The following is a 21,068-nucleotide window of genomic DNA, read 5'->3' as shown; positions in this document are numbered from 1 at the left end:
TCTGTGCAACCCTGTTTTGCTAGTGTGAGAGCGTACCTTGCTACCTTGCACCAGAGAGAGGAGATTGTACCGTCATGAAAATCGGCATCGTCAGCACCGGTGTCTATATACCGCAACACTTCCAAACCGCAGCTGAAATTTCTGCCGCCAGCGGCATTCCGCAAGAGATCATCGAGACCAAGATGGGTTTCTCCCGCAAGCCGCTGCCGGGTCCGGAAGACCACACCTGCCAGATGGGCATCTGGGCGGCGCAGAAAGCGTTGGAGAAGGGCAACGTCGATCCGAAGGACATCGACCTCGTCATCTACATCGGCGAAGAGCATAAGGAATACCCGCTGTGGACGGCGGGCATCAAGCTCCAAGAAGCGGTCGGCGCCGTCAACGCGTGGGCGTTTGACGTTCAGCAGCGCTGCGGCACGATGGTGATGGCGCTCAAGATCGCCAAGGACATGATGACCGCCGACCCGGACGTGAACACCGTATTGCTCGCGGGCGGCTACCGCAACTCCGACTTTATCGACTACACGAACCCGCGCACGCGCTTCATGTACAACTTGGCGGCAGGCGGCGGAGCGGTGATTTTGAAGAAGGGCCATGAGCAGAACGAACTGTTGGCATCGCACATCATCACCGACGGCTCGTTCTCCGAGGACGTCGCCGTCGTCGCGGGCGGCACCAAGAACCCGATCACGGCCGAAGCGATTGAGAATCGCCTCAACTACCTCGACGTGATGGACCCGGAAGGCATGAAGCAGCGCTTGGAGCAGAAGTCGATGCAGAACTTCACCCGCGTGATCGAACGGGCGCTGGAGAAGAGCGGGTACGGGAACGAAGATCTCGACTACCTCGCGATCTTGCACATGAAGCGCTCCGCTCACGACTATGTGCTGAAGCACTTCGGGCTGACCGACGACCAGACGTATTACTTGTCGGAGTACGGGCACATCGGGCAAATCGACCAAATCCTCTCGCTGGAACTCGGCTTGGAGAGCGGCCGCATCCAACCGGGCCACATCGTCGGGCTCGTCTCTGCCGGCATCGGCTATGCGTGGGATTCCTGCATCATCCGCTGGGGCTAAGAGACAGGGAGGGGCGTTGTGCAGGGGGTGCAACTCAGAAGTTCCGCATTTGTAACTCCTGTGTAACGACTGTGCGGTAGATTTATGACAAAATTCAGAACTTATCTAGGGGGCAATGTGATGCAAAAAAGCAACTGGGCCAAGGCCGGGATTCTCTCTGTCGTTTCTCTGTCCATGCTCTTGGCAGGCTGTTCCGATTCCAAAGAAACCGCTTCCACGACCGACTCGAACGGCGGCGGAAGCAAAGAACCGATTAAAATCGGGGTTGTCACTTCGAAATCGGGCGCGCTCGAAGGCTACGGCACTCAAGAACTCAACGGCCTGAAACTGGGCATCGAATATGCGACCGGCGGCACCAACAAAGTCGAAGGCCGCGACGTGCAGCTGATCATCGAAGATGACGGCGGCAAACCGGACGACGGGATCAAGAAAGCCCGCAAACTGCTGGAGGAAGACAACGTCGACATCCTCCAAGGTTCCGCGTCTTCCTCTGTCGCCGCGGCGATCGCACCGCTGGCGGAAGAGTACAAGAAGATCTACATGATCGACCCGGCTGCAGCCGACGACCTCACCGGCAAGAACTTCAACAAGTACATCTTCCGCACGGGCCGCAACTCGTCTCAAGACTCGCTGACCGGCGGCAAGTACGCGGTTGAAAACTTGGGCAAGACGTTCGTCGCGCTCGCTCCCGACTCCGTGTTCGGCAAATCGAGCAACGCGGCGTGGAAGGGCACGATCGAGAAAGCGGGCGGCAAGATCGCCGAGGAAGAATACGTACCGGCCGACACCCAAGACTTCACCCCGTACCTGCAGAAAGCCATCCAGTCCAAAGCGGACGTGCTGTTGATTTCCTGGGCGGGCTCCGGCGGCGCTGCGCTGTTCAAGCAAATCGCCGAGCTGAAAGTGGCGGAGAAGATGAAAGTCACCACCGGCATCCCGGACATCGCCGGCATCAAAGCGATGGGCGACGGTGCAGCAGGGCTGCAAGGCATGACCGCGTACTACTACGGCCTGCCGAAGAACAAGGAAAACGACTGGCTGGTTGAACACCACCAGAAGGATTTCAACGCTCCGCCGGACCTGTTCACCGCAGGGGGCTTCACCGCGGGCATCGCGATCGTCGAAGGGATCAAGAAAGCGCATTCCACCGACGGCGACAAACTGGTGACCGCTCTGGAAGGCATGACCGTGCACGGCGCGAAGGGCGACTACACTTTCCGCAAGGAAGACCACCAAGCGATTCAGCCGATGTACATCGTCAAACTGGAGAAGAAGGACGGCTTTGATTACCTCGTTCCGACGCTGATCAAAGAGATGAGCCCGGAAGATACGGCACCGCCGATTACGAACAGCAAGTAAGGCTTTGCACCAACAGCCCTGCCGTCCGTCGGCAGGGCACTTTTGCTAAGGGGGTGGCGCAGTGGCGCAACCGATATTGGAAACGCGCGGGCTGACCATTCAGTTCGGCGCGCATGTGGCTGTGAACGGTGTTGATTTCACCGTCGCTCCGCAGACCTTTACTTCGATCATCGGCCCGAACGGGGCGGGGAAGACCACGTTTTTCAACCTGTTGTCCGGGCAATTGCGTCCGACCGGCGGGACGGTCGCGATGAACGGTCGCGACATCACCGGGCTTGCCGTGCATGAGCGCACGCGGCTTGGCATCGGACGTTCGTTTCAGATCACCAACGTGTTCCCGAACTTGACCGTGCTGGAGAACGTCCGCATGGCGGCGCAAGCGGTGGGCGGCGGGAGTTTCCGGCTGTTCTCGCACTACAAGAAATTCAAGCACTACGAAGAAAAAGCGCGGTACCTGCTCGCCAAAGTCCATCTTGACGGCAAGTCGGAGCAGATCGCCAAAAACCTGTCGCACGGCGACAAGCGCAAGTTGGAGATCGCGATCTTGCTGGCGTTGGAGCCGAAGATGCTTTTGCTCGACGAACCGACCGCCGGGATGTCGCTGGAGGAAGTGCCGGCGATCATCGAAGTGATCCGCGGGCTCAAAGAGTCCGGCGAACACACGATCTTGCTGATCGAGCACAAAATCGACATGGTGCTCGACCTCTCCGACCAATTGGCGGTTTTGTTCAACGGCCGACTGCTGGCACACGGCACGCCGGAAGAGATCATGAGCAACGAACTGGTGCAGACGGCTTACTTGGGAGGGTTATACGATGACGCTGTTACGGGTTGAGGGCTTGCAGACCTACATCGACCAATTTCACATCCTCCAAGGGGTGAGCCTCGCCGTCGAACCGGGTCGCGTCACCGTCATTCTCGGGCGCAACGGCGCGGGCAAGACGACGACTCTGCGCTCGATCATGGGATTGACACCGCCGCGCGAGGGCCGTGTGGTCTATGACGGCAAGGAGATCCAAGGCCTGCCGCCGCACGCGATCGCACGGCTTGGCATCGGCTACGTGCCGGAAGACCAAGGCATTTTCAAAGACCTCACCGTCGAAGAGAACATGAAGATCGCCATCCGCAAGCTCGATGCCGCCACGCAAGAGCGTCAAGAGTTTGTGCTGGATCTGTTCCCCGACCTCAAGATCGCGTGGAAGCGCAAGGGCGGGAACCTCAGCGGCGGACAGAAGCAGATGCTCTCGATGGCGCGCGCTTTTGTCAACGACAACAAGCTGCTCCTGATCGACGAGCCGAGCAAGGGCCTCGCCCCGATCGTCGTCGAGAAAGTCATGGAAGCGATCATGGAATTGAAAAAACGCACCACCATCGTGTTGGTCGAGCAGAACTTCCTCATGGCCAGCGGTGTCGGCGACGATGTTTACATCCTCGACGACGGGCACACCGTCTACCAAGGCACGATGGCGGAAATTCGCGGCGATGAAGACCTGAAGAAAAAATACTTGGGCATCGCCATCTAAGGGAAAGGGGGTCAGTCACGTGTCGCTGACTTTAAATTTGCTTTTGAACGGGGTGGCGTTGGGAAGTTTGATCTTCCTGATCGCCGTCGGCCTGTCGTTGATCTTCGGGCTGATGGGCGTCCTGAACTTCGCCCACGGAGCGGTCTTCGCTTGGGGCGCGTATGTGGGCTTGGCGGTGTACAACGCCACCGGAAGTTTTCTGCTCGGCATCCTCGCCGGGACCGTGGCGGGCATCGTGATCGGCTGGATCATGGAGCGGCTGTTCGTGAGGCCGTTTTACGGCAACCATGTGGCGCAAATTCTGTTGACGCTGGGGTTGATGATCATCTTGACCGAAGGGATCAAGATGGTCTGGGGCCCGAACTTGCTGGGCTTTGACAAACCGGCGGCGCTCACCGGCGTCGTGGACATCCTGTCCGATCCGTTTCCGATCTACCGCATCTTCACCATCGGCATCGGGTTGCTGGTGTTGATCGGGGTGCACTTGCTCTTGACGCGCACCCGCTACGGCATCATCATCCGCGCGGGTGTGCAAGACCCGGAGATGGTGCAGGCGCTCGGCATCAACGTGCGCCGCGTCTTCTCGCTGGTCTTCGCGTTCGGCGCGGGGCTTGCGGCGTTTGGCGGCGTGGTCGCCGGTCCGTCGTTCGGCTCGCTCAACCCGGACTTGGGCATGGCGAACCAACTGAACGCGTTTATTGTCATCGTCATCGGCGGAATCGGCAACTTCCCGGGCGCGGCTCTCGGCTCGCTCTTGATCGGGATCGTCCAGACGTTCATGGCGTACTACCTGCCGGACGTGGCGATGGCCATTTCGGTCGCCATGATGGCGATTGTGTTGATCTGGAAGCCTGAGGGCATCCTCGGCGTGCGGAGGTGAGCGGCGGCATGAGAGCGAAACTTTTCAATAACAACCTTTGGCTCGGCTTCGTGTTGGTCGCGCTGTGCTTGGTCCCGTTCGTCTCTTCTTCGAAATTTCTGCTGACGATGCTGATATCGGTGTTTTTGATGGCGGTGTACTCGATGAGTTACGACTTGCTGCTCGGCTACACCGGCATCGTCTCGTTCGGTCATACGATCTTCTTCGGTCTTGGCGCTTATTCCGTCGGCATCTTGCTCTCCAAAACCAAGCAGCCGAACTTGATCTGGGCGGCGATTTTGATCGCTGTGGTCGGAGCGGCTGTGATCGCGCTGATCATCGGGTTTTTGTCGCTGCGGGTCAAGGACGTCTATTTCTCGATGATCACTTTGGCGTTTGCCCAACTGTTCTTCATCATCTCGGAAAAATGGAGTTCCTTCACCGGCGGCGGCGACGGCATCGCGTATGTCCGCGTGCCGACATTTTTCAATGACCGTGTGAAATTTTACTTCATTGCGCTCGCGTTTTTGGCGGTGATGTACTTGTTCTTGCGCCGAGTGGTCAACTCGCCGTTCGGCCGGACCTTGCAAGCGATCCGCGAGAATGAACAACGCGTGGAGTCGCTCGGCTATAACGTCCTGCGCTACAAACTGGCTTCGCTGATGATCTCCGGCTGCGTCGCGGCGATGGCGGGCGGGCTGTGGACGGTGTTGCAAAAGTACGTCAACACCAATGTGTTTGCGATGGACCGCACGATCGACGCGCTCTTGATGACGATCGTCGGCGGTGTCGGCACGCTGTTCGGCCCGATTGTCGGGGCGGGCGTCATCACGTTCGCGCATGAATGGTTGTCGTCGCTCTCGACGCAGTATCCGTTCTTGGAGCGTTGGTTGCTGTTTTTCGGAATTTTGTACATCGTGATCGTCATGTTCTTCCCCAAGGGGATTCTCGGGACGATTCGCGACAAATGGAGGTACAAAGGGGGATCTCGCCATGCCGCATCTGACAGTAAACGGCGCGAATCTGTACTATGAACAAGCGGGCAGCGGGGAACACGCGCTGGTCCTGATCCACGGCAACGTCGCTTCTTCGCGCTGGTGGGACGATCTGTTCGCACCGCTCGCGGAACAATTCACCGTCGTGCGCCTCGACTTGCGCGGCTGCGGCCAAAGCGAACCGGCGGGCGGCAACTCCGTTGCGCAGTACGCGGCCGACGTGCAAGGGCTGCTCGAACAACTCGGCTTGAAAAGAGTCACCGTCGTCGGACACTCTCTGGGCGGCGCAGTCTCGATGCAGTTGGCGGTCACCGCGCCTGAGTTGTTGGAGGGGATGGTGCTGATCAACTCCGCTCCGGCAGAAGGCTTGGTCACGCCGGAAGAGCGCAAACCGCTCATCGAGATGATGATCCAAGACCGCAACCTCATGAAGATGTCGCTGGCGGCGGTGATTCCCACGAAGGCGAGCGGCGAGTTCTTCGAAACGCTGGTCGACGACGCGATGATCGCAGGTCCCACGTGCGTTCCGAATTATACGTCGCTTGGCGAGACCGATTACCGTCCGCTCTTGGCTAACACCAACGTGCCGACGCTGATCGTGTTCGGCACGCAGGATTCGCTGATCACGCTTGAGATGACGCAGCGCACGAAGGACAGCATTCCGGGCAGCGAGATTCTGTTCTACGAAGGCATCGGCCATTCACCGAACATTGAAGCGCCGGAACGCTTGCTGGCGGACCTCAAGGCTTGGGTGCAGGAAAAAGTGGGGGTTTGAGCCCCCCTTTTTTTTGTGTAACTGTCTTGTAACAACCGTTTGGTAGAGTGAGTTTGAAAGTTCATTAAAATCTGATAAAAACAGAGGGAGGGATTTTGATGAAGAGACAAAACGTGTTTCACAAGCTGGGCATCCTTGCGCTGGTCCTCGTGTTTCTCTCGGCGTTCGTTTCGATGACGCCGAAAGCATCGTACGCAGGAACCGGGACCTTCACAGAGTATTACTACGGAAGCAACTTCTACTACAAAGTCTACGTGCCGAGCACCTACACCGGCGCCGCCACCGTGCCGTTGATGGTCATGGTGCACGGCTGTCTGCAAAACCCGGACGATTTTGCTGCCGGGACGCGCATGAATGCGCTTGCAGAAGAGAAGGGCTTCATCGTGCTGTACCCGGAGATGAACTACTGGGCGAATACCAACATGTGCTGGAACTGGTTCTATGACTACAACCAGCACCGCGGCGCAGCGGGCGAAGCGGACATCATCAAAGGCATGGTCGACAACGTCAAAGCTTCTTACAAAATCAACAGCAGCAAAGTCTACGCGGCGGGGCTCTCCGCAGGCGGCGGCATGGTTTCCATCTTGGGGGCGACGTATCCGGACGTGTTCCACGCCATCGGCATCTCGGCGGGCGTGGAGTACAACGCGGCGGATACGGCGTTAGGCGGCATCAGCGCGATGACGTACGGCGGCCCGGACCCGTACTACACCGGGTATGATGCGTACTACGAAATGGGTTCGCGCAAACACCGCATGCCGGTGATTGTCTTCCACGGCACCAGCGACACCACGGTCTATCCGGTCAACGCGACGCAAGTGATCGGCCAATGGGCGCAAACGAACGATTACATTGACGACGGCTTGGACAACGATTCGGTTGACGCGACGGCGGATGTCACGACCACCGGTACGGTTACCGGCGGCCGCAGTTACACCAAGTATGTCTACAAAGACAAAAGCGGTGCCGAGTTGATGCAATACTACAAAGTAACCGGCATGACCCACGCGTGGTCCGGCGGCAGCAGCGCAGGCAGCTACACCGACCCGGCAGGTCCGGATGCAACCCGGATCATGTGGGACTTCTTCACCACCCACTAAGCGAGAAACAACCAGATTCGGACACGGCCGGGCATCCCCCGGTCTTGTCCGTTCTGTTGTTTGGAAACCACTTATAGGAGGAATCATCCATGACCCAACAACTTGCCACTCGTTCTGCTTTGATCACCGGTGCGGCCAGCGGCATCGGATTTGCCATCGCCCGCAAATTTGCGGAAGAGGGAGCCAAAGTCGCCATCGCCGACCTGCGTCTCGACGCGGCGGAAGCGGCGGTCGCCGAATTGCGCGACGCGGGATTTGAAGCGCTCGCCCTCGCGTGCGACGTGACCGACGAAGGGCAAGTGCAAGCGGCGATCGAGCGCACCGCAGCCGAATTCGGCCGTCTCGACATCCTTGTCAACAACGCGGGGATGCAGCATGTCTCACCGATTGAAGAATTCCCGTCTGCGAAGTTCGAGCTGTTGATCAAACTCATGTTGACCGCCCCGTTCTATGGCGTGAAGCACGCATGGCCGATCATGAAGGCCCAAGGCTACGGCCGTGTGCTGAACATGGCTTCGATCAACGGCCTGGTCGGGTTCGCGGGCAAGGCCGCCTACAACAGCGCCAAGCACGGCGTGATCGGCCTGACCAAAGTCGCCGCGCTTGAAGGCGCGCCGCTGGGCATCACCGTCAACGCGCTCTGCCCCGGTTATGTGGACACGCCGCTGGTGCGCAACCAGTTGCAAGATCTCGCCCGCACGCGCGGCGTGGAACTGGAGAACGTCTTGGAGGAAGTCATCTACCCGCTGGTTCCGCAGCGCCGCTTGCTCGACACGGAAGAGATCGCCGAATACGCCGTGTTTCTCGCCAGCGAGAAGGGCCGCTCGATCACCGGGCAAGCGGTGGTCATCGACGGCGGATATACCGCTCAATAATACAGAACGGCTCATTCGTCACCAAGAAGATTTTTCCCTTGGTGACTTTTTTTGTGCGTAAGATATATTGAATGCAAACGCGAGTGATGGTAAAATTAAAGAAAAATATTAATTTAGGCTAAATAGAGAGAAGCGTCAAGAAATGGGGGAGCCGGGAGATGAAAGGTACTGCAGTCCTGCCAAACAAGCGTCGAATGCTCACCTCGCAGATCTTGAAGAGAATTGCGATTGCGTTAAGCATCGTCGGAGTCCTGACGACTGTGATCACGTTGTTGTATTTTAAGGTCGGCATGGAGGAGCAGTTGAACGCCGATGTGCAGTCGACGAAAGAAGTCATCACGAACGCGATGGAATCGACCAACGCATCCACGAAGATCACCGAGCACTTGATCGACATGCAATTGCTCACCGCTTCAAAGGCGATATCCAAGGAACTGCAAGGCAAGACCTTGCAGCAGATCACCCGCAACGATCTGCTCCGCTTGCGGGATGAGTGGGGGCTGAACGGGATTTCGCTGTTTGTGAAGGAGGGCGCGGACATCAAGATCGTCCAATCGTCCGACGTCAGCGAAATCGGGCTGAACACCAAGGATTGGGGCGAATGGTACACTGCGTTTAATCAATTGATGGCCGGCCAGAAAGTCGATGTGAACATGGGCTATTCGGACGAGCACTATTGGGCCGGTCCGATCTCGAAAGCCGAGTGGAATCACCATTATTACAAGTACGCGTACTACGATGACGGATCTACGCCGTTTATGATCAACCCGTATGTGATGGACCAAGACATTCTCTATTTGGAATTCCAAACCGGTCCGACACAGATGATCGACCGGATCACGAAACAGAACTCCTCGATTGAGGAGATCGGCGTCATCAACGTCCCGGCGTATCTCAAGGGCGAAGACAACCTGGTCACGTCTCCTGACACCGACCTGCCGATTCTCTACGGACGCAACTCGCTGGAGCTTTCGGAAGACCACAAGATGCTCAGCGAATTGCTCAAGGACAACAAAGAGAAGCGCGTGGACTTCACCAAGGACGGCCGGGCACTCCAGAAGTTCTACATTCCGCTCTCCGATTCGCGCGCGATTGTGATCGTCACCAACACGGACAAGCAGCAAGCGTTGGAACTGCGCTTTCTCTTCGTGCTGTTGCTCTCGTTTGTAGTGTCGTTCTTCGCCATCTACTTCATGGTGCGCTTCATCGCCCAACGCCGCCTCAAGCCGCTCAACGAGATGCAGGCGTTCATGCAGAGCGTCTCCGAGGGCGACCTCAGCGGGCAATTGGAAATCCACGAGAACAACGAACTGGGGTGGCTTGCCGAGCACATCAACGTGATGACGGTCAAGATGCGCAATCTGATTTCGGAAGTGGAAGACCGTTCGCAGCGTCAGATCACACACATGGCGTATCATGACGACTTGACGAACTTGCCGAACCGCAAGCACTTCACCGATGTGCTGGGACAAGCCCTGAACATGGCGCAGATCACCGAAAGCAAAGTGGGCGTGATGTTCTTGGACCTCGACCGCTTCAAGAACGTCAACGATTCGATGGGACATGCCACCGGCGACCGCTTGCTGCGCGAAGTGTCCCGCCGCTTGCTGGAATCCCTCTCGGAAAACCACTTGCTCGCCCGCATGGGCGGCGACGAGTTCGCGATGTTGCTGCCCGACTTGGAATCCCCCGAGGATGCGGCCAAACTCGCCCAGCAGGCGTTGAAGCTGTTTGAAACCCCGCTGCTGTTCGAGGGCCGCGAATTCCTCGTCACCGCGTCGATCGGGATTTCCGTCTACCCGCAAGACGGCACCGACGCCGAAACGCTGCTGCGCAACGCCGACACGGCGATGTACTCGGCGAAAGAGGGCGGACGAGACAACTTCCAGTTCTACACGCCGGAGATGAACCAGATGATCCTCGAACAGCTCGAAATCGAGAAGGCGCTGCGCCACGCGCTCGATCATGAAGAATTCGTGCTGTTCTACCAGCCGCAAGTGGACATCGAAACCGGACACATCATCGGCACGGAAGCGTTGATTCGCTGGCAGCACCCCGAACGCGGACTGGTGCCGCCGGGACAATTCATTCCGGTGGCGGAGAGCGTCGGGTTGATCGTGCCGCTCGGCGAGTGGGTCTTGCGCACCGCATGCATCCAGAACAAAGCGTGGCAAGAGGCCGGGTTCCCGCCGATCAAGGTCGCCGTCAACCTCTCCGCCCGCCAGTTTGAACAGCCGAACTTGGTCGACACGGTGGCGGAGATTCTGGAAGAGACGGGTCTGGACCCGCAGTACCTGCACTTGGAGATCACGGAGACGTTGGCGATGAAAAACGCCAACCACGCCATCGACAAGCTGCACGCGCTGAAAAACCTCGGCGTCCAACTTTCCATCGACGATTTCGGGACGGGCTATTCGTCGCTGAACTACCTCAAGAAGTTCCCGATCGACACGCTGAAAATCGACCGCTCTTTCGTCGGCGACATCCCCGGCGATTCGGACGATGCGGCGATTGTCACCGCGATTATCGCGATGGCGCACAATTTGAAGCTCACCGTCGTTGCCGAAGGGGTTGAGAGCGAAGCGCAACTCGAATTCCTGCGCAACCAACATTGCAACGAGATGCAGGGCTTCCTGTTCTCCCGTCCGGTTCCGGCGCATGAAGTGGCGCAACTGCTCTATGAGAAGAAGTCGCTCTACTACCAGAGCGCGTAGCACCATCCTCTGCTGCATCAGACAAAACCCGCCGATTGCGCGGGTTTTTTTCTTGCAAAAATAGTTTGAAATCGTGAAACCTAGCAATCTCGTCTTGCGTCTAATTGAATAACAAGCAGTTAACAACCGAAGGGAGAACTTATTCCATGAAAAAACGTACCGCTTTCTTGATGTCCGGAGTTCTGCTATGCGTGCTGGCCACCACCGCGTTTGCGGCAACCCCGCTGAAACTGATCGTCAACGGCAAGACGATCGACCAACCGTTGGAGATGAAGGGCGATGTCACCTACGCACCGATTCGCGCGATCGCGGAAAGCTTGGGCGCAGACGTGAAATGGGACGGCGAACAGCAACAAGTGATCGTCGACAACACGAACGCCAAGCTCCTCCAACTTCAAGTGCAGCTGTTAGAGGACGCGCTGGCTCCGACCACGCCGAAACAGGCTGCCAAGACGTGGGCGGAGGGCGTTCAACATCGCAACGGCGCGGAGCAATTCGCAGTCTGGTCGCCGGAACTGCGCGAGAAGAACGGCACCAACTTCGGGCCGGGCGGTAACTGGGTGACCGGCGTGTCCTCGCCGTGGGTGGACGGGTATGAACTGACCGACGAACAGCAAGTGGATGACAACACCTATACCTACCGCGTCGTGATGAACTACGCGACATCGACCGGCCCGGCGGGGCAGGCGAGCGTCGTTCTGACCGTCCATCGCTACGACAACCGCTGGCTGGTCTCTACCATCGGCGAAGCTCCGGCATCCCCCGACACGCCGCAACAAGTGAAGTGGACGACGGAACTCACGTTGCCGACCGGCAAGAAAATCAGCTCCCCGTCCTATGAAAAACTGTCGGACAAAGTCAACCTGCGCCTGGAAACGTTGAACGTCGTCAAGTCGGACGGGGTCAACGATGTGAACGGCGTCGTCGGAAATCACGCCATCGTCAAAAGCCGGGAAGAAATCAAACTTCCGGCGGGCCAAGCGACGTTGCTCGACGTGGAGCGCACGATGCCGGCGGCTTCGAACGATGACACGGTGACGCATGAATACTGGCTCGTGCTGCTCGGCCCCGACAGCGGCAACGACATGTGCCTCGCGTACACGCTGTCGACCGCCTACGCCAATCAAGACGCCGATCCGGCCGCGGTAAAAAAACAACTGATCTCCGTGGCTCAATCGTGGGTCCTTCCCCAGTAAGCCCTTGTCTAAGACAGTAAAACCAGAGCGCTCCTCGGCGAAAACCGACGCGGAGCGCTCTTTTTTGGCGATTTGTGCGAATAATCTCATTTCCTTGGAAATCCGGGGACTAGTTTCCCGCCTCAGTCGTACATAAGAAATCGGGGGGACGCGCACAATCGCACTCGACAACGCCGGGGCGAACGGGTTGTGCAGCTGCGAGGCGGCGGGAGGGCGGGGCAGTCGCGTGAAAGTAACCGACCGCGTGGTAACGAAAGCCACGTTGCAACAGGCGTTGGAGCGCTACGGGTTATCGCGCTGAGACGCCGTTCGGCGCATAGAACGGCTCCGTTGGAAGACACTAGTCGGGAACTCTGACATCCAAAGGGGGCTGTGCTGCATGAACAATGTGCGTGAAGGGTTGATCCCGACGGTATTGGGCACTGTAGTCACGACCACAGGCGTTGCACTGCGCGCGACCAAGAAGGTGGACCCGGCGATCGCTTGGGGAATTGCAGGTTTTGGTCTGGCGCATGTGGTATTGGGGGCAATCGACTTGGTGGAGCACCGCAACCGTTATGACATCTAACGGGGATGAAGAGAGAAGCAAGAGGAGAGAGGGTCGCTCTCTCCTCTTGTTTTTTTGCTATACTTGGAGGTATGGAACCTTACAAAATTTGCATTGTCGAAGATGATCAAAAGCTTGCGGACTTGTTGCAAACGCAATTGGAGCGCTTCGGATTCGAGGTGTCGCTGATCGCTCGTTTGGAGAGCATCGACGCCGAGGTGCTCGCGTGCAAGCCGCATCTCGTGCTGCTTGATATCAATTTGCCGTACTACGACGGATTCTACTGGTGCCGCCGCATTCGTCAGCAATCGAAAGTGCCGATCGTGTTCCTCTCCGCCCGCAGCGGCGAGATGGACATGGTGTTGGCGCTGGAGAGCGGCGGTGACGATTACCTCACGAAACCGTTTCACCCGGAGGTGATGATGGCAAAACTGCGCGCGCTGCTTCGGCGCACGTACGGCGAATACGCAGAACCTGCCGCGGGCGACGAAGAAACCGAATTTCAGGGTTTGATCTTGGACGCGCACCGCCATACGATCCGTTGCCCGCGTACTTCCGGCGACACCGTCCTGTCGCTCTCCGGCACGGAAGCCGGACTTCTGAAAAAACTGATCCGCGCAGAGGGCAAAGTGGTTTCGCGCGAAGACTTGTTGAGCGCCCTGTGGGACGATACGCAGTTCGTGGACGACAACACGCTGACCGTCAACGTCGCCCGCGTGCGCCGCAAACTGGAGGAGTTGGGGCTGCCGACGGCGATTGTCACCGTGCGCGGACAGGGCTACCGCTTGGAAGTGGAAGGAGGCGCATGAAGATGGAAGCGCAGGAAGGACGAAATTGGTCGGGACGATGGTTGGCAGGGCGATTGCTGGAAAGCGGGCGAGCGGCATGAAGCTGACCCTGCGGGATTATCTGCTCGATCAAGCGCGCTTGATCCTGTTCTGGTTGGTCGGCATCTGCTTGTTGCTTGCGCTGTTTTGCCTTTACATAACGTCTCGACATGTTAACTACTCGCTTGCCATCTTGCTTTACGGAGCGGGGCTGGGCCTGTTTCCGCTGGTTCTCCATCTCGGCATCGACTACTGGCAGCGCCGTCCGTTTTACCTTGCCGTCAACGCGAGGCTTGACGGAGAGAGGGTGTTGGAAGAAGCACTGACTCTTGACGATGCGCGCACCAGAGAGCAGCGCGCCCTGCAAGACCTGTTGCACGCCTATTACTATTCCTACGAGAAAGAACTGCGCGGTCTTGAAGAACAGCGCAAGTTTACCGAACTGTTCGTCAACCGATTCGCGCACCAGATGAAAACGCCGCTCACCGTCATACAACTGTTGGAGGGTGAACTGCAAGGCGAGGGACAGCCGGGCATCGCCGCGAGTTTGCAAGAAGAGCGCAACCGGCTTGATCAGTCGATCAACATGATGCTTCAGACGGCGCGGTTGCACGAGTTCTCGCTCGATTCCCGCATGGAGACGGTGGAACTGCTCGCGCTCTTGCGCGGCATCATCAACGAGCATAAGACCGAATGGATTCGCTACCGGCTGTTTCCCAAGATCGAATGCGACCGCGAGGAAGTGTTCGTGCGCACCGATCTCAAGTGGTTCGGCTTCCTCTGCGACCAGATCGTCCGCAACGCGTTGCAGTACGGCTCGAAGACAGCGGAAGGCCAGCGCGTGCCGGGGTCGTTTTGGCTGCGTGTTCGAGACGGGGAAGACGCGGTGGAGGTGCAGTTTCAAGACTTTGGCATCGGCATCCCGGCGGAAGATGTCCGCTATGTGTTTCAACCGTTCTACACCGGCCGCAACGGGCGCACGCACTCACGGGCGACCGGCATGGGGCTGTACTTGGTCAAAACCGCCGCACAGCGACTGGGCCACACCGTCGAACTGCACTCGGTGGAAGGCGAGGGCACCACGGTGACGCTGCGCCTTGCGAAGTCCGGCTATTACGAAGTGGCGCGAAACATGACAACTCTGTAAGGTCGTGTAAGGTTGCGAGCGGGCAGGGAGAGGTCGGTGCGTGCGATACTGGCTGTAGAAAGCAGTCAGTCAGGAGGAATGCAAACATGACGATCTTAAAAGCCGGCTCGTTGACCAAAGTCTACGGCGCCAAAGCCGGGGGCGTGCTCTCCCGCGCCCTCAACGGCATCAACCTCGAAGTGGAAAAAGGAGAGTTCGTCGGCGTGATGGGGCCGTCCGGCAGCGGCAAGACGACGCTCTTGAACTTGCTCGCCGGCATCGACAAACCGTCGGGCGGCGAACTGGAAATCAACGGACATCACGTCAACCGGATGAGTTCCAAGGAACTCGCTCTGTTCCGCCGCCGCCAGTTGGGTTTTGTCTTTCAAGACTTCAACTTGCTCGACACGCTCACCCTCGCCGAGAACGTCGGCCTGCCGCTGACCCTCGACGGGCAGAAGGGGCGTCCCGTCTTGGAGCGCGTGCAGAATCTGCTCGGCTACTTCGGGTTGCACGAGCAGATGCACAAATACCCGTATGAAGTCTCCGGTGGTCAACAACAGCGCACCGCCGTGGCGCGCGCCGTCGTGCACAACCCGAGCCTCTTGCTCGCCGACGAACCGACGGGGAACCTCGACTCGGCTTCGGCGCGCGCGCTGCTCGACGTGTTTCAGAAGCTTAACGACGAGCGGCAGGCGACGATCTTGATGGTGACGCACGACCCGTTTGCGGCGAGCTTCTGCAAGCGTGTGGTGTTTATCAAGGACGGTCAAGTGTACACGCAGATCGACCGTGTGGGCGACCGCCAAGCTTTCTTCCAAAAAATCCTCGACACGCTGGCGGTGCTGGAAGGGGGGAGCGCGCATGGAATGGCGTCGGCTCGCCTTTAAAAACGGCTGGCGAAACGCTCGCCGTTATGCCGGGTATCTGGCGTCGGCATCGCTTGCGGTCACGGTGTTTTTTATCTTCGCGCTGTTCATTCACAATCCGTATGTGGCAGAAGGGCATATGAACGCCAACGTGCGGTACATCATTGACGCATTCCGATACATCGTCGGGGCGTTTGCCGTCGTGTTCATCGTGTTCTTCCACAGTTCGATGATGCGCTACCGGAACCGGGAGTTCGGGCTGTTTCTGACGCTTGGCATGACACCCGCTCAAGTCGGACGGATGATCTTCGTCGAAGGCTTGTTGCTCGGAGCCGCTGCCCTCACGATCGGCATCGGTCTCGGACTGATCTTCGGGAAAATGTTCCTGCTCGCGATGGGCAACATCATTTCCGTCTCCGAACCGATTCCGTTTGCGCTGCCGAGCGCGGTGTTCCGATCGACCCTGTTGTTGTTTGGCGCGGTGTTTGTTTTGGAAAGCCTCTATCTCGCCGTCCGGATGTCGCTTCGCACGCCGAAAGCGCTGATCCTCGGCGCCCGCACCCGGCAAAAAGCGCCGAAGCCGTCGCTGTGGCGCGTGTTGCTGGCGGTTCTCTCGCTGGGCGCTGCCTATTATCTGGCGGTGTTCTGGAGTTTGGCTCTGACCTATACGTTCTTCCCGATTTTGATTCTGATCGGAGTGGGGACGTACTTCCTGTTCTCGCAAGCGCTGGTCTGGGTGTTGACGGCGCTTCGCAAACGCCCGTTGAGCGGTCTCGCGCTGCTGGTCGTCTCGCGTTTGACGTACCGGATCACGGATCACGCCCGGATGTTGACGCTGGTGACGGTGCTTTGCGCCATCGTCCTCACCGGGATGGGAGCCGTGACCGGCACGCAGTCGATCAACGAGTTGAACACGGCGCGGGTTCATCCGGTTTCCGTGAACGTGATCTACCAAGAAGCGCAGGCGGACCGCCTCGCCGCGAAACCGGAGAAAGTGCGGGAGATTTTGCGAAGCAACGGGTTTGACGCGAGCGACGAACTGCAAGCGCCGATGGTCCTCGTCAACGTGCAAGCGGCGGACGGTTCCAAGCCCAATCGGGTTTGGGCGATGCGTCAAGAAGATTTCGATTCGTGGACGAAACACATCATGCAGGCGCACGAGAACTTGCGCGACTATTACAAACTGCCGGCTCCGGCAACCCCTGGGGAACCTCGCTTGATCGTGTCCTACCCCATCGCCTTGAAGGAAGACTTGTACCCGCGCCATGACGTGGTGGTCCAAAGCGGCGCTTCGACGTGGAATATGAAAATCGACGGTCAGTATGATGCCCGCACGTTCAACACCGAATCGTCGATGCCGAGCGATTTCGTGCTGGTGATGGCAGATGTTGACTTCCAAAAAGTCAAAGCTGCCGCCCTGCCGGAGAGTCTCTGGACGAGCGCGGGCTGGCAAGTGTCGAACTGGCAAGAGATCAAACCGGCGATGAACGCTGTGTACGAACTGGCTGCGGACGACGTGAAGCAAGGACGCGCGTTCGTCACCGACACGCAAACGGTGTTTGACCGCGTGCACCAAGTGTTGGAAGTGATGGAGTTTGCCGGACTGTTCGTCTCCACGCTGTTCTTCCTCGCGTCTTGCTCGGCGATCTACTTCCGCTTGTTCGCGCAGCAAGAGGAAGACGCTCGTCAGTTCGCGTCCCTGCGCAGGCTTGGGTTTGAGCGGGGAGAAGCGGGCCGCGTGTTGAGCGTGGAACTGATGCTGTTGTTCTTCGTGCCGTTTGCCGTCGCCGTGTTGCACTCGACGGTGGCGATGAAAGACTTTATGAACCTGCTGGCGGTGGAAGGCGCTGTGTGGCAGTCGTACTTCCTCGTCGTGGGCATCTCGATTCTCTGCTTCTTGGCGTATTATCTGGCGGCGCGGGTGCGGTATCTGCGTCAGGTCTGGAGATGAATTTTTTCGCGGAGATTTGAAACGTTTCGCAGCATGTTTACGTCGAATAGGGCAAGAATTGACTACAGCAACCTGCGAAACGAGGAGTGTTTGAATATGAAAAAAATCATCTTGCCGTTGTTGCTCGCCCTCACGCTGGCCGGGTGCGGGAGCCAGACTTCCAATTCCAAAGATGTGAAGGATTGGACACCGCCCGACCAGTCGTCCCAAGGGTCCGGCACCAGCCAGCCGCCCTCCAACTCGGCGGTCATCCCGAACCCGCCGCCGGCCCAGACGGAACCGGCTCCGGTGCAGAAGGGGCCGGATGTCCCGCCTGCCGACCAAGTCCAAGTTGCCGTCTACAAATCGGACCAGAACGCCACCAAGCTCGTCAAAGAGACGGTGACGATCGCCAAGATGGCGAGCGACTCCAAGCGGGCCGCAGTGATCTTCGGGTTGTTGAAAGAGTCGAACCCGCAGGCGCAGACGATCGCCACCGTTCCGGCGAAAGTGGAACTGCTGGGGGCGACGGTGGAGAACGGCGTTCTGACGCTGAATTTCAACGACGAAGTGACCCGGCTGCAAGGGAGCACGACGGAGACGATGTTCGTCGATTCGGTCAACCAGACGATGTTTGCCGACTTCCAAAATGTCAGCAAGATCAAGTACCAGATCAACGGAAAAGATGCGGACGTGTTGACGCAGTTGGTGGTGAAGGACGGATTCCGCCGCTAGCGGGAGAACGTTTGCTTGATGGGGGGAACTGCCAAGTGTTAGAATACCTCTAAGCTAAACTTGTCGGTTCCGCTTAGGGGGACGAAACGTGAAGGACCTACTCGCCGTCAACGACGCAGATCGCATCACACCAGAGGAATTGCAAGCCCTCCACGGTTCGGAACAAGCCGCGACCGACGGCCGGTTTCACCCGCGCCAAGAGCCGCTTCCGACCTTGAGCCGCGCAGAACGTCACAAACGCCGCAAGAAGTCTCTGTGGCAAAAATGGTGGGGTCGCTGACCCGCGACGCCGCACACCGAATTCCCCCAAAAAGCCCCGGATGACGCTGAATGCGCCCGGGGCTTTTTGGTGGATAAGACTTCGCGAGTCGACTCGCAAAAAAGGTCTCGGATGATGCCGGACGCACACGGAGGCTCTTTTTAAGGGGTGTATTTCGCTCTTCGATTCACAAAAAAAGCCCCGGAACGCGCTAGGCGGCGCGACCCGAGGCTTTTTTCGAAAGCTTAGTTCTTCGATTCGATCTGTTCGAGGATCAACTGAGCTGCTTCTTCAAACTTCATGACGCCTTTGTCGCCTTCGCCGCGCTGGCGGACGGAGACGGAAGCGTTCTCCGCTTCTTGGCCGCCGATGACGAGCATGAACGGAATTTTGCCGACTTGAGCTTCGCGGATCTTGTAGCCGATCTTCTCGTTGCGAACGTCGAGTTCGGCGCGGATTTTCTTGGAGCGCAGGTACTCCACCACTTGTTCCGCGTACTCCACTTGGTTTTGCGAGATCGTCATGACGCGCGCTTGCACCGGAGACAACCAGGTCGGGAACGCGCCTTCGTACACTTCGATCAAGTACGCGGTCATGCGCTCCATCGTGGAGACGATGCCGCGGTGGATGACGACCGGGCGGTGCTTCTGACCGTCTTCGCCGATGTATTCCAGTTCAAAGCGCTGCGGAAGCAGGAAGTCGAGCTGGACGGTGGAGAGGGTTTCTTCTTTGCCGATCGCGGTCTTGACTTGCACGTCGAGCTTCGGGCCGTAGAACGCCGCTTCGCCCTCTGCTTCGAAGTACTCGACGCCGAGTTCGTCCATCGCTTCTTTCAGCATCGCTTGTGCTTTTTCCCACATCTCGTCGTCCGCAAAGTACTTCTCGGTGTTGTTCGGGTCACGGTAAGAGAGGCGGAATTTGTAGCTTTCGATCTTGAAGTCCTTGTAGACGCGCTCAACGAGCTGGACGACTTTCTTGAACTCTTGCTTGATTTGATCCGGACGGCAGAAGATGTGCGCGTCGTTCAGGGTCATCGCACGCACGCGCTGCAGGCCGGAGAGCGCGCCGGACGCTTCGTAGCGGTGCATCATCCCGAGTTCCGCGATGCGAATCGGCAGGTCGCGGTAGGAGTGCATGTCGGATTTGTACACCATCATGTGGTGCGGGCAGTTCATCGGGCGCAGCACGAGCTCTTCGTTGTCGAGCTTGATCGGCGGGTACATGTCTTCATGGTAGTGATCCCAGTGACCGGAGATTTTGTACAGATCCACCGATCCGAGATGCGGGGTGTAGACATGATCGTAGCCGAGGCTTTCTTCGAGGTCGACGATGTAGCGCTCGATGGAGCGGCGAATCTTCGCGCCGTTCGGGAGCCAGAGCGGCAGACCTTGGCCGACTTCCTTGACGGAGGTGAACAGGCGCTGCTCTTTGCCGATGCGGCGATGGTCGCGGCGCTTCGCTTCTTCGAGGCGCTGCAGGTATTCGTCCAGTTGCGCTTGCTTCGGCCATGCGGTCGCGTAGATGCGCTGGAGCATTTCGTTTTCCGAGTTGCCGCGCCAGTACGCGCCTGCGATGGAGAGCAGTTTGAACTGCTTCACGCGGCCGGTCGACGGCAAGTGCGGGCCGGTGCAGAGGTCGGTGAACTCGCCTTGGTGGTAGATCGAGAGCACGGTGTCTTCCGGCAGATCGCGGATGATCTCCACTTTGAAGTTGTCGCCGCGCTCTTCGAACATTTTGAGAGCAGCTTCGCGGGAAATTTCTTCGCGGCGGATCGGCAGGTCTTCTTTGACGATCTTCGCCATCTCCGCTTCAATTTTCGGAAGGTCGTCCGGCGAGAAGGAACGGCCGGAGAAGTCGTAGTAGAAACCGTCTTCGATCACCGGACCGATGGCGAACTTCACGTCCGGCCAGAGGCGGGCGACCGCTTGCGCCATCAAGTGCGCGGAAGAGTGGCGGAGGGTGTCAACGCCTTCCTCGTCTTCGTAGGTGTAGAGCTCGACTTTCGCGTCTTCGGTGACCGGAGTGGTCAGGTCGACCAATTTGCCGTTGAGTTTGCCCACCACGACGTTTTTCTTGAGACTCGAAGACAGCGAACCTGCGATGTCCAGCAGGGTCGTGCCGGACGCGAACTCCTTGACCGAGCCGTCTTTGAGTTGAATTTGAATCATTTCTTGTACTGCGTTCGACATGCTTGCAACCTCCTTTGGGAAATAAAAAAACGCCTCCGTCCCGATGCAGAACAACTCTGCAAGGACGAAAGCGTATGCTCACGTGGTACCACCTTGATTCAATTTGCAGGC

General features: G+C 58.2%; 19 protein-coding genes. 18 read left to right on the top strand and 1 reads right to left on the bottom strand.

Annotated features, from left to right (window positions below):
* Window positions 1-74 precede the first annotated feature (74 nt).
* The 18 genes from EL26_RS13900 (at window position 75) to EL26_RS13815 (ending at window position 18,789) form a co-directional block, all read left to right on the top strand.
* Window positions 75-1,079, top strand: a complete 1,005-nt coding sequence (locus EL26_RS13900) for a 3-oxoacyl-ACP synthase (RefSeq protein WP_038089917.1) — start codon at window positions 75-77, stop codon at window positions 1,077-1,079.
* 120 nt (window positions 1,080-1,199) lie between these two features.
* Window positions 1,200-2,438, top strand: a complete 1,239-nt coding sequence (locus EL26_RS13895) for a substrate-binding domain-containing protein (protein WP_038089915.1) — start codon at window positions 1,200-1,202, stop codon at window positions 2,436-2,438.
* A 61-nt stretch (window positions 2,439-2,499) separates the two neighbouring features.
* Window positions 2,500-3,273 (top strand): ABC transporter ATP-binding protein, encoded by a 774-nt coding sequence (locus EL26_RS13890; RefSeq protein ID WP_038089912.1) that lies wholly within the window; start codon window positions 2,500-2,502, stop codon window positions 3,271-3,273.
* Window positions 3,254-3,961, top strand: a complete 708-nt coding sequence (locus EL26_RS13885) for an ABC transporter ATP-binding protein (protein WP_038089909.1) — start codon at window positions 3,254-3,256, stop codon at window positions 3,959-3,961. The genes EL26_RS13890 and EL26_RS13885 overlap by 20 nt, the downstream gene beginning before the upstream one ends.
* A gap of 19 nt (window positions 3,962-3,980) precedes the next feature.
* The gene (locus EL26_RS13880; RefSeq protein WP_038089905.1) at window positions 3,981-4,841 is read left to right on the top strand and encodes a branched-chain amino acid ABC transporter permease; all 861 of its coding nucleotides are present in this window, start codon (window positions 3,981-3,983) and stop codon (window positions 4,839-4,841) included.
* 8 nt (window positions 4,842-4,849) lie between these two features.
* Window positions 4,850-5,854, top strand: coding sequence for a branched-chain amino acid ABC transporter permease (locus tag EL26_RS13875; RefSeq protein ID WP_038089902.1), 1,005 nt, complete (start codon window positions 4,850-4,852; stop codon window positions 5,852-5,854).
* On the top strand, window positions 5,814-6,590 hold the full coding sequence (locus EL26_RS13870) for an alpha/beta fold hydrolase (RefSeq protein ID WP_038089899.1): 777 nt from the start codon (window positions 5,814-5,816) through the stop codon (window positions 6,588-6,590). Before EL26_RS13875 ends, EL26_RS13870 begins: the two co-directional genes overlap by 41 nt.
* A gap of 98 nt (window positions 6,591-6,688) precedes the next feature.
* A complete protein-coding gene (locus EL26_RS13865; RefSeq protein WP_038089897.1) occupies window positions 6,689-7,690 on the top strand; it encodes an extracellular catalytic domain type 1 short-chain-length polyhydroxyalkanoate depolymerase in 1,002 nt (333 codons plus the stop codon).
* A gap of 89 nt (window positions 7,691-7,779) precedes the next feature.
* The gene (locus tag EL26_RS13860; RefSeq protein WP_038089895.1) at window positions 7,780-8,565 is read left to right on the top strand and encodes a 3-hydroxybutyrate dehydrogenase; all 786 of its coding nucleotides are present in this window, start codon (window positions 7,780-7,782) and stop codon (window positions 8,563-8,565) included.
* 158 nt (window positions 8,566-8,723) lie between these two features.
* Window positions 8,724-11,279, top strand: a complete 2,556-nt coding sequence (locus EL26_RS23840; protein WP_052036373.1) for a putative bifunctional diguanylate cyclase/phosphodiesterase — start codon at window positions 8,724-8,726, stop codon at window positions 11,277-11,279.
* A gap of 146 nt (window positions 11,280-11,425) precedes the next feature.
* Window positions 11,426-12,475: a copper amine oxidase N-terminal domain-containing protein gene (locus EL26_RS23835; RefSeq protein WP_052036372.1), complete on the top strand. Its 1,050-nt coding sequence runs from the start codon at window positions 11,426-11,428 to the stop codon at window positions 12,473-12,475.
* Between the two features lie 379 nt (window positions 12,476-12,854).
* Window positions 12,855-13,043 (top strand): hypothetical protein, encoded by a 189-nt coding sequence (locus EL26_RS13845; RefSeq protein ID WP_038089893.1) that lies wholly within the window; start codon window positions 12,855-12,857, stop codon window positions 13,041-13,043.
* Window positions 13,044-13,114: 71 nt separating this feature from the next.
* Window positions 13,115-13,831, top strand: coding sequence for a response regulator transcription factor (locus tag EL26_RS13840; RefSeq protein WP_038089891.1), 717 nt, complete (start codon window positions 13,115-13,117; stop codon window positions 13,829-13,831).
* Window positions 13,832-13,907: 76 nt separating this feature from the next.
* The gene (locus EL26_RS13835; RefSeq protein WP_161780733.1) at window positions 13,908-14,996 is read left to right on the top strand and encodes a sensor histidine kinase; all 1,089 of its coding nucleotides are present in this window, start codon (window positions 13,908-13,910) and stop codon (window positions 14,994-14,996) included.
* Window positions 14,997-15,082: 86 nt separating this feature from the next.
* The gene (locus EL26_RS13830) at window positions 15,083-15,865 is read left to right on the top strand and encodes an ABC transporter ATP-binding protein (protein ID WP_038089887.1); all 783 of its coding nucleotides are present in this window, start codon (window positions 15,083-15,085) and stop codon (window positions 15,863-15,865) included.
* Window positions 15,840-17,795, top strand: coding sequence for an ABC transporter permease (locus EL26_RS13825; protein WP_038089885.1), 1,956 nt, complete (start codon window positions 15,840-15,842; stop codon window positions 17,793-17,795). Before EL26_RS13830 ends, EL26_RS13825 begins: the two co-directional genes overlap by 26 nt.
* A gap of 96 nt (window positions 17,796-17,891) precedes the next feature.
* Window positions 17,892-18,509 carry a GerMN domain-containing protein gene (locus EL26_RS13820; protein ID WP_038089883.1) on the top strand — a complete coding sequence of 206 codons (618 nt, stop codon included), beginning with the start codon at window positions 17,892-17,894 and terminating at the stop codon, window positions 18,507-18,509.
* A gap of 88 nt (window positions 18,510-18,597) precedes the next feature.
* Window positions 18,598-18,789, top strand: a complete 192-nt coding sequence (locus EL26_RS13815) for a hypothetical protein (protein ID WP_038089881.1) — start codon at window positions 18,598-18,600, stop codon at window positions 18,787-18,789.
* A gap of 224 nt (window positions 18,790-19,013) precedes the next feature.
* Here the strand turns inward: EL26_RS13815 and thrS are convergent, their stop codons facing one another.
* The gene (gene thrS, locus EL26_RS13810; protein WP_081857202.1) at window positions 19,014-20,957 is read right to left on the bottom strand and encodes a threonine--tRNA ligase; all 1,944 of its coding nucleotides are present in this window, start codon (window positions 20,955-20,957) and stop codon (window positions 19,014-19,016) included.
* Window positions 20,958-21,068 lie beyond the last annotated feature (111 nt).

The organism is Tumebacillus flagellatus, assembly GCF_000714935.1.
Classification (GTDB): domain Bacteria; phylum Bacillota; class Bacilli; order Tumebacillales; family Tumebacillaceae; genus Tumebacillus; species Tumebacillus flagellatus.
Note: the sequence above shows the minus strand (reverse complement) of the source record. Positions and strands in the feature narration are given on the sequence as shown.

Bases quoted from the DNA above. Each gene is read 5' to 3' on its own strand.
- EL26_RS13860 (WP_038089895.1), top strand. From the start codon at position 7,780: ATGACCCAACAACTTGCCACTCGTTCTGCTTTGATCACCGGTGCGGCC.
- EL26_RS13875 (WP_038089902.1), top strand. From the start codon at position 4,850: ATGAGAGCGAAACTTTTCAATAACAACCTTTGGCTCGGCTTCGTGTTG.
- EL26_RS13895 (WP_038089915.1), top strand. From the start codon at position 1,200: ATGCAAAAAAGCAACTGGGCCAAGGCCGGGATTCTCTCTGTCGTTTCT.
- EL26_RS13820 (WP_038089883.1), top strand. From the start codon at position 17,892: ATGAAAAAAATCATCTTGCCGTTGTTGCTCGCCCTCACGCTGGCCGGG.
- EL26_RS13885 (WP_038089909.1), top strand. From the start codon at position 3,254: ATGACGCTGTTACGGGTTGAGGGCTTGCAGACCTACATCGACCAATTT.
- EL26_RS23840 (WP_052036373.1), top strand. From the start codon at position 8,724: ATGAAAGGTACTGCAGTCCTGCCAAACAAGCGTCGAATGCTCACCTCG.
- EL26_RS13830 (WP_038089887.1), top strand. From the start codon at position 15,083: ATGACGATCTTAAAAGCCGGCTCGTTGACCAAAGTCTACGGCGCCAAA.
- EL26_RS13835 (WP_161780733.1), top strand. From the start codon at position 13,908: ATGAAGCTGACCCTGCGGGATTATCTGCTCGATCAAGCGCGCTTGATC.
- EL26_RS13845 (WP_038089893.1), top strand. From the start codon at position 12,855: ATGAACAATGTGCGTGAAGGGTTGATCCCGACGGTATTGGGCACTGTA.
- EL26_RS13825 (WP_038089885.1), top strand. From the start codon at position 15,840: ATGGAATGGCGTCGGCTCGCCTTTAAAAACGGCTGGCGAAACGCTCGC.
- EL26_RS13900 (WP_038089917.1), top strand. From the start codon at position 75: ATGAAAATCGGCATCGTCAGCACCGGTGTCTATATACCGCAACACTTC.
- EL26_RS13840 (WP_038089891.1), top strand. From the start codon at position 13,115: ATGGAACCTTACAAAATTTGCATTGTCGAAGATGATCAAAAGCTTGCG.
- thrS (WP_081857202.1), bottom strand. From the start codon at position 20,957: ATGTCGAACGCAGTACAAGAAATGATTCAAATTCAACTCAAAGACGGC.
- EL26_RS23835 (WP_052036372.1), top strand. From the start codon at position 11,426: ATGAAAAAACGTACCGCTTTCTTGATGTCCGGAGTTCTGCTATGCGTG.
- EL26_RS13870 (WP_038089899.1), top strand. From the start codon at position 5,814: ATGCCGCATCTGACAGTAAACGGCGCGAATCTGTACTATGAACAAGCG.
- EL26_RS13865 (WP_038089897.1), top strand. From the start codon at position 6,689: ATGAAGAGACAAAACGTGTTTCACAAGCTGGGCATCCTTGCGCTGGTC.